Genomic DNA, 11,483 nt, shown 5'->3' with positions numbered 1-11,483 from the left:
CCGCCGCCGCTGACGTCGAGCCGCACCTGCGCTGCCCCCGGCCCTGACGCCGCTGTGGAGGACGGCGACCTGGTGGGCGTGGGGCTGGACCTCGAGCCCCAGACCCTGGTGGCCGCCTACCGGGGTGGGCTGTTCCCGATGCGGCTGGGCGGGCTGGACGGGCCGCTCGGGTGGTGGTCACCGGACCCGCGGGGCGTGCTCCCGCTGGGCGGGCTGCGGCTGACCCGCTCGCTGCGGGCGTCCTGTCGCCGCTACCGGACGACGGTCGACACCGCCTTCGGCGCCGTCGTCGACGGGTGCGCGGACCCGCGCCGGCCCGGCGGCTGGATCGGGGCGGACATCAAGGCGGCCTACACCCGGCTGGCCGGGCTGGGGGTCGCGCACAGCGTGGAGGTCTACGACCGGGAGGACGTGCTCGTGGGCGGGCTGTACGGGGTGAGCCTGGGCGGGCTGTTCGCGGGCGAGAGCATGTTCCACCGGGCCAGGGACGCCTCCAAGGTGGCCGTGGTCGCCCTCGTCGGGCTGCTCACGGCGGACGGTGTCCCCGGTCGGCTGCTGGACGTCCAGTGGCGCACCCCGCACCTGGCCACGCTGGGCGTCGTGGAGGTCAGCCGGGCCGAGTACCTGCGCCGGCTGGCCGGTGCGCTCGAGCTGCCGCCGCCTCCGGCGTTCGCCGGTCAGGCCGAGCGGCGCACCAGATAGCCGCCGCCGTGGACCTCGAGAAGCTCGTGGCCGCGCATCCGGCACCAGGCCGCGACGTCCGGCCCGGCGGCCGGGTCGTCGGCGAGTAGGTGGACCACGCCGCCGACCGGGACCTCGCCGATCCGGCGGGCCAGCTCGATGATCGGCAGCGGGCAGCGCTGCCCGGTCGCGTCGACCACCAGATCGGCGGTCACAGCCCGCTCGCGCCGAGCTGCTCGCGGACCGCCCGGACCGCCTCCGGCAGCACGGCGAGGAACCGGTCCACGTCGGCCGGGTCGACGCCGCGAGGGAGCGACACCCGCACGTTGCCCTGGGTGAGCGCGCCCATGGCCACCAGCACGTGGGACGGCTCCAGCGCGGAGGCCGTGCAGGACGAGCCGGAGGACACCGCGAACCCGGCCCGGTCCAGCTCGAGCAGCAGCGCCTCGCCGTCCACGTAGAGGCAGGAGAACGCGACCAGGTGGCCCAGCCGGTGCTCCGGGTGGCCCAGCAGGACGACGTCCGGCACCGTGGCGACGCCGGCCCGCAGCCGGTCGGCCAGCCCGGCCAGCCGGACCTCCTCGGCGGCCGCGGCCGCCACCACGGCCTCCAGGGCGGCCGCTGCCGCGACGACGCCGGGCACGTTCTCGAAGCCGGGGACCCGCCCGTACCCGCGTTCGTCGTCCGGCCCGGGGTTGCGCCACCGGACGCCGCCGCGGACGGCGAGCACCCCCACCCCGGGGGGTCCACCCCACTTGTGCGCGCTGGCCACCAAAGCGGCCCACCCCGGCGGCACCGGTCCGCGCCCCACGGACTGGGCCGCGTCCACAATCAGCGGCACCCCGGCCGCGGCGCAGCGCTCGGCCACCTCGGCCACCGGTTGGACGGTTCCGACCTCGTGGTTGGCCCCCTGGAGGCAGGCCAGCGCCGTGTCGGGGCGCAGTGCCCCCGCGAAGGCGTCCGGGTCGACCCGGCCGCGCGCGTCGACCCCCACCTCGGTGGTCGCGGCGTCGTCGCCCGGCCGTCGGCGCAGGGCGTGCAGCACGGCCGAGTGCTCGACGGCCGAGGTGACCGCGTGCCGTCCGGTCCGCCGGCGTCCCTCGGCCAGTCCCGCGACCGCCAGGTGGGCCGCCTGCGTCCCGGACGCGGGGAAGGCGACCTCATCGGGCCGACAGCCGAGCTGGGCGGCGACCGACTCCCGGGCGGTGTCCAGCAGCAGCCGGGCCCGCCGGCCGGCCCCGTACAGCCGGGCCGGGTCGGCCCAACCTGCCCGGTACGCGGCCTCCAGCGCGTCCCGGGCGGCCGGGTGCAGCGGCTCGGTGGAGGCAGCGTCCAGATACCCCGGCGGAGGAGTGTCGCCCACCGCCGCACCCTCGCACGGGTGTGCGGTCCGCGGCCAGTTCGGCCTGCCCCCGCACCCACATCCAAGGGCCCCTGCGCTAAGGTGCGGGGGTCAGCGAGGCCCAGGACGACGGGGACCGGGAGACCGGTCGGCCGTCGTCCGCTGCACACCGGAGTGGCGAAACGTGAGCCGGACCCCTGCTCCTGCGAACAGAAGACGCATCCAGCGGCGTCTGCTCTTCGCGGTTGCCCCGTTAGCCGTCGTGCTCAGTGGCTGCTCCAGCAAGGACATCCCCTCCATGCTGGGGATCCCGAACCCGGCGACCAAGCAGGCCCAGATCACCCACAACCTGTGGCAGGGCTCGTGGATCGCGCTGTGGGCGGTCGGTGCGCTGGTGTGGGGCCTGATCATCTGGTCGGTCATCGCCTACCGCAAGCGGTCCGACGAACTGCCCAAGCAGACCCGGTACAACATCCCGATCGAGCTCATGTACACGATCGTCCCGGTCATGATCGTCGGGGTCATGCTGGTGTTCACCGTCCGGGACGAGTCGACCATCACCAAGCTGTCCGCGAACCCGGACGTCACGGTCAACGTGATCGGCTTCCGCTGGAGCTGGACCTTCAACTACGTGGACGAGAGCGTCTACGACGTCGGGTCCCCGACCCATCTGCCCACGCTGTACCTGCCCGAGGGCGAGACCGTCCTGTTCAAGCTCGACTCGCCGGACGTGATCCACTCGTTCTGGGTGCCCGCCTTCCTGATGAAGATGGACGTCATCCCGGGCCGGACCAACCAGTTCGAGGTCACCCCCACCAGGCAGGGTGAGTTCTCCGGCAAGTGCGCCGAGCTGTGCGGCGTCGACCACTCCCGGATGCTCTTCAACGTCAAGGTGGTCAGCCCGCAGGACTACCAGACGCACATCGAGTCGCTGCGGGCTGCGGGCCAGACCGGTCAGCTGCTGACCGGCCGCATCGACACCAACGCAACGGGCGACAAGCAGGGCCGCACCACCATCGGAGGCAACCCGTGACCCTCATCTCCGAGCCGCCTGCCGGCGCGGCCGCCGCGACGCCCAGCCGGCCCGGGCGCCCGCAGCCCACGTCGAAGGGCAGGCTGGTCGTCAGCTGGCTGACCTCCACCGACCACAAGGTCATCGGGTACATGTACATGATCGCCTCGTTCGCCTTCTTCCTGATCGGCGGACTGATGGCGATGATCATGCGGGCCGAGCTGGCCCGCCCGGGTCTGCAGTTCGTCACCCCCGAGCAGTACAACCAGCTGTTCACCATGCACGGCACGATCATGTTGCTGCTCTTCGCCACCCCGGTGTTCATCGGGTTCGGCAACGTGATCATGCCGCTGCAGATCGGCGCCCCCGACGTCGCGTTCCCGCGGCTGAACCTGCTGAGCTTCTACCTGTTCGTGTTCGGCGGCCTGATCGTCTTTGTCGGCTTCCTGACGCCGGGCGGTGCGGCCGACTTCGGCTGGTTCGCCTACGCCCCGCTGAACGACAAGATCCACTCGCCCGGAGTCGGCAGCGACCTGTGGATCCTGGGCCTGACGCTGGGCGGTCTCGGCACCATCCTCGGCGGGGTCAACTTCATCACCACGGTGTTCACCATGCGGGCGCCCGGCATGACCATGTTCCGGATGCCGATCTTCTCCTGGAACATCTTCGTGACGTCGATCCTGGTGCTGCTGGCCTTCCCGGTGCTGGCCGCGGCGCTGCTGGCGCTGGAGGTCGACCGGGAGTTCGGGGCGCAGATCTTCAACCCGGCCAACGGCGGGCCGATCCTGTGGCAGCACCTGTTCTGGTTCTTCGGGCACCCCGAGGTCTACATCATCGCGCTCCCCTTCTTCGGCATCGTCTCGGAGATCTTCCCGGTCTTCAGCCGCAAACCGATCTTCGGCTACAAGGGCCTGGTGTTCGCCACCCTCACGATCGCCGCCCTGTCGATGGCGGTGTGGGCGCACCACATGTTCGTGACCGGCGCGGTCCTGCTGCCGTTCTTCGCCTTCATGACCATGCTCATCGCCGTGCCGACCGGGGTGAAGTTCTTCAACTGGATCGGCACCATGTGGGGCGGGTCACTGACCTTCGAGACTCCGATGCTGTTCTCGATCGGGTTCCTCGTGACCTTCCTCTTCGGCGGTCTGACCGGCATCATCCTGGCGTCGCCGCCGCTGGACTTCCACGTCTCCGACAGCTATTTCGTGGTGGCGCACTTCCACTACACGGTGTTCGGCACGGTGGTGTTCGCGACATTCGCGGGCTTCTATTTCTGGTGGCCGAAGATGACCGGCCGGATGCTGAACGAACGACTCGGCAAGCTTCACTTCTGGCTGCTGTTCGTGGGCTTCCACACCACGTTCATGGTCCAGCACTGGCTCGGTGCCGAGGGCATGCCCCGCCGCTACGTCGACTACCTGCCGGGTGAGGGCTTCACCACGTTGAACACGATCTCCTCGATCGGCTCGTTCGTCCTGGGCGCGTCCACCCTGGTGTTCCTCTGGAACGTCTACCGCACCGCCCGGAACGCACCGAGGGTCACCGTGGACGATCCGTGGGGCTGGGGCCGATCCCTGGAGTGGGCGACCTCCTGCCCGCCGCCGCGGCACAACTTCGTGTCGATGCCGCGGATCCGGTCGGAGTCCCCGGCGTTCGACCTGCACCACCCCGAGGCCGCTGCGATGGAGCAGGCCGCGCTCGTCGGCAGCGGGTCGCCGGCCCCCGGTACCTCCGAGCTGACCGGGCAGGACGAGCTGTGAAGGTCGAAGGCCGGATCTTCGCCGGCATCGCGGTGTTCTTCGCGATCGTGGCAGCCGTCTACGGGGTGCTCTCGCGCGAGGTGATCGGCACCACCGCCTTGATCCTAAGCGCCGGGCTGTCCACGATCATCGCGGTGTACCTGCTGTTCACCTCCACCCGGATCGACCCACGGCCGGAGGACAACGAGCTGGCCGAGATCGCGGACGGCGCGGGGGAGTACGGGTTCTACAGCCCGCACAGCTGGTGGCCGATCATCGTCGCCGGCTCGGCGGCCCTCACGATGCTGGGCTTCGCCTTCGGCTGGTGGCTCATCGTCCTGGGGGCGATCTTCCTGATCGGCAGTGCGATCGGCTTCGTCTTCGAGTACTACCACGGGCACCACGTCGCCGGCTGAGGCGCTTCCTTACCGTTAGTCAGCACTAGACAATTGCACCGCGTGGTCCTCATCGTTTCCCCTGACAGTCCTCCAAGGGGCCGAAGGGGGCGCGCTGGTGCAGTCGATGTTGGTGTCACGCAGGGTGGGACTAGCCGCGGTCGGCGCCGTCGGCGCTCTGAGCCTGGCGGCCTGCAGTTCCTCCTCGCCGTCCTCGTCTGGGGCGGCCGCCCAAATCGGTGGTCGCCGCGGCGTCCAGCGCTGCTGCCAGCATCGCCGCAGCGGCCCCTCCGACGCAGACGAGCGCGCCAGCGGCAACAGTCCAGGCGGCCGGCGCGTCCACCGCGCTGGATCCCTGTGCGTTGGTCCCCGCCGCGGAGGCGTCACGGCTGGCCGGTGTCACGTACGGACCCGGGATCGAGGAGACCCTGGCCAGTAGCAGCAAGCGCTGCACCTACGGGTCCCAGACACTGAACGTGTTCACGGTTGAGTCCATGCGGGCTCAGAGCTCAGCAGCCGCTCAGGCGGCTTGGTCGCAGGAACAGGCGCAGGCGCAGGCAGCCCTGCAGAAGCAGGTGCCGGCCGGGTTGAAGGTCTCCTGGCATCTCATCCCAGCCTCCGGGCTGGGGGACCGGGCAGCGACCGTGTCCGCGGGCATAAGCATCTCTGGGCAGACGGTGGCGATCAGCGGTACGTCTTGAAAGGACCGGTGTTCTTCGCCTACCAGGATCTGGTCCTCGGACGTCCGGCCCCCGCTGTGGCCGCGCTCGAAGCCGAAGCACAAACGGTGCTGGGACGCGTCTCCTGACGCCCGTATGAAGCGACGAGCGTCAGGAGGCGCTTAGTCAGTGCTGTGACGGCTCCTGGGAGCCTGACGGGATCTGGGCCTGCTGGCTGTCGGCCAGCTCGTGGGCGTGGTGCTCCGCGGCCTCGATCTCCGCCTGGGTCGGCCGCTCGACCTGCTCGCCGAAGTAGAACCGGGACAGCTTCGCGCGGGTCCGGGCCCCGAACGGGATCTTCGGGGTCACGCCGTTCTCGTCCGGGCCGTCGTCGATGACCACGGGGGCGTAGGACTCGCCAGCGGTCAGCACCGCCCGCTCCTGAGGGCTCACCGGGGCGTGGACCTCGATGAACTCACCCGACGGCAGCTGCAGGACGGTGCCGGTCTCGTAGCCGTGCAGCAGCTTCTCGCGGTCCCGACGCTGCAGGGCCAGGGCGATCCGACGGGTGATGAGGAAGGCGATCGGCGGGGCGACGAACAGCAGGATCCGCAGCGTCCAGGTGATCTCGTTGATCGACATGTCGAACTGGGTGGCGATGATGTCGTTGCCGCCACCGATCCACAGCAGCACGTAGAACGTGATCGCCATGACGCCGATACCGGTGCGGACCGGCGCGTTGCGCGGGCGGTCGAGCAGGTGGTGCTCGCGCTTGTCACCAGTGACCCAGGCCTCCAGGAACGGGTACAGGCCCAGGATCGTGAACAGGATGCCCGGGATGATCATGGCGGGGATCATCACGTTGAGGCTGAGCGTGTGGCCCCACGCGGTGATCTCCCAGTTGGGCATCAGGCGCAGCGCGCCGTCCATCCAGCCGATGTACCAGTCGGGCTGGGAACCCGCGGTGATCTCGGTCGGGGTGTAGGGGCCGAACATCCAGACCGGGTTGATCTGGAACAGCGCGCTCAGCAGCACGGTGAGGCCGAAGACGATGAAGAAGAAGCCGCCCGCCTTCGCGGTGTAGATCGGGAAGAGCCGGAAGCCGACCACGTTGTCGTTGGTGCGGCCGGGCCCCGGGTACTGGGTGTGCTTCTGGTACCAGACCATCATCAGGTGCGCGGTGATCAGGGCCAGAATGATCCCGGGGATCAGCAGCACGTGCACGATGTACAGCCGGGGGATGAACGCCGTGCCGGGGAACTGCCCGCCGAAGACGAACATCGCCATGTAGGTGCCGACCAGCGGCAGGCTCTGCATGATGCCCTCGGCGATCCGCAGGCCGGTGCCGGAGAGCAGGTCGTCCGGCAGCGAGTAGCCGGCGAAGCCCTCGAAGATGCCCATCGTCAGCAGACCGACGCCGACCAGCCAGTTCAGCTCGCGCGGCTTGCGGAACGCGCCGGTGAAGAAGACCCGGAACAGGTGCACCGTGATCGCCGCGACGAACAGCAGGGCCGCCCAGTGGTGGATCTGCCGCATGAGCAGGCCACCCCGGACGTCGAAGCTCAAGTCGATGGTCGACTTGTACGCCTCGGACATCTTGATGCCGTCGAGCATGGTGTAGCTGCCGTTGTAGACGACCTCGGTCTGGGACGGCACGAAGAACAGCGACAAGTACACGCCGGTCAGCAGCAGCACGATGAAGCTGTAGAGCGCGACCTCGCCGAGCATGAACGACCAGTGGTCCGGGAAGATCTTGCCCAGGTTCTTCTTCAGCCACTTGGTGGAGCCGAGGCGGTCGTCGAGGTAGTCGGACGTGGCCACCGCGGCCTTGGTCACGGCGCTCATCCACGCTCCCAGAAGCTCGGGCCGATCGGCTGAGTGAAGGGTCCTTGCGCGACGAGGTAGCCGTCGGCGTCCACGGTGATGGCCAGCTGCGGCATCCGGCGCGCGGCCGGGCCGAACACCACGTTGCCGGAGTCAGCGAGGTCGAACGTCGACTGGTGGCACGGGCAGAGCAGGTGGTGGGTCTGTTGCTCGTACAGCGCAGTGGGACAGCCGACGTGGGTGCAGATCTTGGAGTAGGCCAAGATGCCCTCGTAGTCCCAGTTCTTGCCCTGCTCCGAGCGGATCTGGTCCGGGCGCATCCGGACCAGGACGATCGGGGCCTTGGCGCGGGCGTTCAGGTTGCCCTGCTCCTCCTCGACCTTGTCCAGGCCTTCGGGGACGCAGGAGATCAGGCCGCCTGGCGGGATGTCACCGGGCTTGATCGGCTGCAGCGTCACGTCGCTGACGATGCGGGTGCCCTTGGCCCACAGCGTCGTCCGCAGCTTCTGCTCGGGCAGCGGGCCCAGGTCGCGCAGCAGCACGACGAGGGGGACCGGGAGCAGCACCATCGCTGCGAGCAGCGTGCGCCGGATGATCGGGCGGGTGGTGAACCCGCTCTCCGCGGTGCCGCGGCCGAACTCCGACGCCGAAGCGGCGCGGTCCTCGTCGCTGCCGCGCAGCTCGTGGCGCTCGGACACCTCCTCGACGTCCGGCATGAGCTTCTTGGCCCAGTGGATCGCTCCGGCGCCGATGCAGAAGATGCCGATGCCCAGGGTCAGCCCCAGGAACAGGTTGGACGAGCTCACCGCGCCGAGCACCGGCACGGTGGTGACATGGTCCACCGGGAAGGCGACGTAGGCGATGACGAAGCCGATGAAGGCCAGCGCGGCCACCCCGAAGAGGGTGGCCACCTGGCGCTCGGCCCGGCGCGCGGCGCGCGGGTCGACGTCGGCTCGTCGGGGGGTGTGCTCCGGCAGCCCGGGGGCCAGCGGGTTCTCGCCGTGCCCGCCCGAGTGCTCGAGATCGTGTCCGGTTCCGCTCATGACGCCTTCGCCCCGATCCAGACGGCCACCGCGGTCACCATGCCCAGCCCGAGCACCCACAGCAGCAGGCCCTCACTGACCGGACCGATACGGCCCAGCGAGGCCCCGCCGGGGTTCGGCTCGCCCTGAATGGCCTTGACGTACTTGATGATGGCCAGCTTCTGGTCCCGCGCAAGGGTCGTGTTCGCGAACACCGGCATGGACTGCGGGCCGGTGACCATCGCCTCGTACATCTGCTTGGCACTCGCGCCGGTGAGGGGTGGTGCGAACTTGCCCTGCGTCAGCGCGCCCCCCTTGCCGGCGAAGTTGTGGCACTGCGCACAGTTGGTGCGAAACAGCGCGCCGCCCTGCTGCAGGTTGGCGTCCTGGTAGTTGAGCTGGTCCGCCGAGGGGATGGCCGGTCCCGGAGCCAGCGAGGCGACATAGCCGGCCAGCGCGTCGATCTCGTCCTGGGTGTACGTGACCTTCGTCGCCTTGATCTGCGCGCCGAACTGGGACGCCGGCATCCGGCCCGTGCCCACCTGGAAGTCGACCGCGGCGGCCCCGACGCCGATCAGCGTCGGGCCGTTGCTGGTGCCCTGCGCCGCGAGCCCGTGGCAGGAGGAACAGCCTTCGAGGAACAGCTGCCGCCCCCTCTCGATCTGCTGCGGCGTGGCGCTGCCCGCGGCCTGCGCGGTACCGCCGGCCAGGCCGGCCAGGCCGGCGTACGCGGCGCCCACGCCCACGAGGGCAACGAACAGGACGACAAAGGTCGCCAGCGGATGGCGCCGGCGTCGGACCGGCACTCTCGCGGCGTTTCTCACGGCGTGCTCCTCGGCAGTCGCTGGATCATCACTGGATCAGGTAGATGGTCGAGAACAGCCCGACCCACACGATGTCGACGAAGTGCCAGTAGTAGGACACGACGATCGCGCTGGTCGCCTGCTGGTGGCTGAACCGCTTGGCCACGTAGGTGCGGCCCAGGACGAACAAGAAGGCGATCAGGCCGCCGGTGACGTGCAACCCGTGGAAGCCAGTGGTGATGTAGAACACCGAGCCGTAGTTGGTCTGCAGGGTGATCCCCTCGCGGACCAGCGCCGTGTACTCGTAGATCTGGCCGCCGATGAAGAAGGCGCCCATGACGAACGTGATGATGAACCAGCGGCGCAGCCGCCTGACATCACCCTTCTCAGCGGCGAACACGCCCAGCTGGCAGGTGACCGACGACGACACCAGCACCAGGGTGTTGATCGTCGCGAACCTGAGGTTGAGGTGCTCGGTGTACTGGGCCCACACCTGCGGTCCCTGGACTGCCCGCACCGTGAAGTACATCGCGAACAGGGCCGCGAAGAACATCAGCTCGGAGGACAGCCAAACGATGGTCCCCACGCTCACGATGTTGGGCCTATTGACACCTTGACGCCGGGGCGTCACCACTGCGGTCGTTGCTGCCACGGCGGCATTCTGGCAGGACCCGGGCCCTGAGGCGACCCCGACCCCCCGGTTGTCCGCTGATTGTTGTCGGCGTTCGCCGTTCTACGCTCGGGTGAGGCGCTCGGCGTCCCCACCCCCTGGCCGTCCGGGCCGCTGGCGCTACGATCACCCTCGTGAGCACGGAGCAGAGGAGCGCGCCCGAACGCCCGCTGACGGTCCTGGTGTACAGCGACGACCAGACGGTCCGCACCCAGGTGCGCCTCGCACTCGGCCGCCGTCCCGACGCAGACCTGCCGCCGCTCGAGTTCGTCGAGTGCGCCACCGAGCCGGTGGTCATCCGGACGATGGACAAGGGTGGCATCGACCTGGCCATCCTGGACGGCGAGGCCGTTCCCGCCGGTGGGATGGGCATGGCCCGCCAGCTCAAGGACGAGATCTACCGCTGCCCCCCGCTGCTCGTGCTGATCGGGCGCTCCGCCGACGCGTGGCTGGCCACCTGGTCGAAGGCCGACGCCGTCGTCGCGCACCCGCTCGACCCGATCGCGCTGGCCGGGACCGTGACCCGGCTGCTGCGTGAGCGCCTCGGCGTCGTGCCGGCCTGAGCCCTCCCGGTGGACCTGACGTGACCGGCGCCCCGGCCTGGCCAGGGCTGCTGCAGGCACTCGTGCGCGGTGAGCAGCTGAGCGCCGACGACACTGGCTGGGCGATGGGCGAGATCATGTCCGGGGAGGCCACACCGGTCCAGATCGCCGGTTTCATGGTCGCGCTGCGGGCCAAGGGCGAGACAGCGGAGGAGATGGACGGCCTGGTGCGGGCCATGCTCGCCCACGCGCACCGGATCGATGTCCCCGGGCCGAGCGTCGACATCGTGGGAACCGGCGGCGACCGGGCGCACACGGTGAACATCTCGACCATGGCGGCGCTCGTCGTTGCCGGAGCGGGCGCCCGGGTGGTCAAGCACGGCAACCGGGCTGCGTCGTCCGCCTGCGGGGCAGCTGACCTCCTCGAGGAGCTTGGAGTCGTGCTGACGCTGCCGCCCGAGCGGGTGGCCGAGGTTGCGATCGAGGCCGGCATCACGTTCTGCTTCGCCCAGGTCTTCCACCCAGGCTTCCGTCATGCCGCGGTACCGCGCCGTGAGCTGGGCATCCCGACCGCGTTCAACTTCCTCGGCCCGCTGACCAACCCAGCCCAGCCGCCGGCCCAGGCGATCGGCTGCGCCGACCTGCGGATGGCCCCGGTGATGGCCGAGGTGTTCGCCCGGCGCGGCGTGGCGGCGCTGGTGTTCCGCGGGGACGACGGCCTGGACGAGCTGACGACCACCACGACGTCGCGGGTCTGGCGGGGCTTCGCAGGGGACGTGGTCGAAGAGTCGGTC

10 protein-coding genes and 1 pseudogene are annotated in these 11,483 nt (G+C 69.9%); 6 read left to right on the top strand and 5 right to left on the bottom strand.

Going from position 1 to position 11,483, the window contains the following annotated elements; all coding sequences use genetic code 11:
- The first annotated feature begins 9 nt into the window (after window positions 1–9).
- Window positions 10–702, top strand: coding sequence for a leucyl/phenylalanyl-tRNA--protein transferase (gene aat, locus VIM19_17065; protein ID HEY5186566.1), 693 nt, complete (start codon window positions 10–12; stop codon window positions 700–702).
- Here the strand turns inward: aat and VIM19_17060 are convergent.
- Window positions 678–2,044 (bottom strand): annotated as a pseudogene (locus VIM19_17060) (aminotransferase class V-fold PLP-dependent enzyme). The gene aat and the pseudogene VIM19_17060 sit on opposite strands and share 25 nt — an antisense overlap.
- A 277-nt stretch (window positions 2,045–2,321) precedes the next feature.
- Here VIM19_17060 and coxB point away from each other — a divergent pair.
- The 3 genes from coxB to VIM19_17045 all read left to right on the top strand — a co-directional run bounded on the left by coxB (window position 2,322) and on the right by VIM19_17045 (window position 5,190).
- Window positions 2,322–3,056 (top strand): cytochrome c oxidase subunit II, encoded by a 735-nt coding sequence (gene coxB, locus VIM19_17055; GenBank protein ID HEY5186565.1) that lies wholly within the window; start codon window positions 2,322–2,324, stop codon window positions 3,054–3,056.
- Between the two features lie 83 nt (window positions 3,057–3,139).
- Window positions 3,140–4,795 (top strand): cytochrome c oxidase subunit I, encoded by a 1,656-nt coding sequence (gene ctaD / locus VIM19_17050; GenBank protein ID HEY5186564.1) that lies wholly within the window; start codon window positions 3,140–3,142, stop codon window positions 4,793–4,795.
- The gene (locus VIM19_17045; protein HEY5186563.1) at window positions 4,792–5,190 is read left to right on the top strand and encodes a cytochrome c oxidase subunit 4; all 399 of its coding nucleotides are present in this window, start codon (window positions 4,792–4,794) and stop codon (window positions 5,188–5,190) included. The genes ctaD and VIM19_17045 overlap by 4 nt, the downstream gene beginning before the upstream one ends.
- Before the next feature lie 824 nt (window positions 5,191–6,014).
- Here the strand turns inward: VIM19_17045 and VIM19_17040 are convergent.
- Genes VIM19_17040 through VIM19_17025 form a run of 4 tightly spaced genes read right to left on the bottom strand, consistent with a single transcriptional unit; the run spans window position 6,015 to window position 10,129 of the window.
- The gene (locus tag VIM19_17040; GenBank protein ID HEY5186562.1) at window positions 6,015–7,673 is read right to left on the bottom strand and encodes a ubiquinol-cytochrome c reductase cytochrome b subunit; all 1,659 of its coding nucleotides are present in this window, start codon (window positions 7,671–7,673) and stop codon (window positions 6,015–6,017) included.
- Window positions 7,670–8,695 (bottom strand): Rieske 2Fe-2S domain-containing protein, encoded by a 1,026-nt coding sequence (locus tag VIM19_17035; protein ID HEY5186561.1) that lies wholly within the window; start codon window positions 8,693–8,695, stop codon window positions 7,670–7,672. Before VIM19_17035 ends, VIM19_17040 begins: the two co-directional genes overlap by 4 nt.
- Entirely contained in the window at window positions 8,692–9,498 is an 807-nt protein-coding gene (locus tag VIM19_17030; GenBank protein ID HEY5186560.1) for a c-type cytochrome, read from the bottom strand. The genes VIM19_17035 and VIM19_17030 overlap by 4 nt, the downstream gene beginning before the upstream one ends.
- A 28-nt stretch (window positions 9,499–9,526) precedes the next feature.
- Window positions 9,527–10,129 carry a heme-copper oxidase subunit III gene (locus VIM19_17025; protein ID HEY5186559.1) on the bottom strand — a complete coding sequence of 201 codons (603 nt, stop codon included), beginning with the start codon at window positions 10,127–10,129 and terminating at the stop codon, window positions 9,527–9,529.
- Between the two features lie 152 nt (window positions 10,130–10,281).
- On the opposite strand from VIM19_17025, the gene VIM19_17020 reads away from it, so the two are divergent.
- On the top strand, window positions 10,282–10,710 hold the full coding sequence (locus VIM19_17020; GenBank protein HEY5186558.1) for a hypothetical protein: 429 nt from the start codon (window positions 10,282–10,284) through the stop codon (window positions 10,708–10,710).
- Between the two features lie 20 nt (window positions 10,711–10,730).
- Window positions 10,731–11,483 (top strand): anthranilate phosphoribosyltransferase (gene trpD, locus VIM19_17015; GenBank protein HEY5186557.1); only part of this gene is annotated, 753 nt, incomplete at its 3' end.

The organism is Actinomycetes bacterium (assembly GCA_036510875.1).
In the GTDB taxonomy this organism is placed as follows: Bacteria; Actinomycetota; Actinomycetes; order Prado026; family Prado026; genus DATCDE01.
The sequence above is the reverse complement of the archived record's forward strand: the minus strand, read 5'-3'. Positions and strand labels throughout refer to the sequence as shown.

Excerpts from the sequence above, each read along its gene's own strand:
- VIM19_17040 (HEY5186562.1), bottom strand. The coding sequence starts at position 7,673 with ATGAGCGCCGTGACCAAGGCCGCGGTGGCCACGTCCGACTACCTCGAC.
- coxB (HEY5186565.1), top strand. The coding sequence starts at position 2,322 with ATGCTGGGGATCCCGAACCCGGCGACCAAGCAGGCCCAGATCACCCAC.
- VIM19_17035 (HEY5186561.1), bottom strand. The coding sequence starts at position 8,695 with ATGAGCGGAACCGGACACGATCTCGAGCACTCGGGCGGGCACGGCGAG.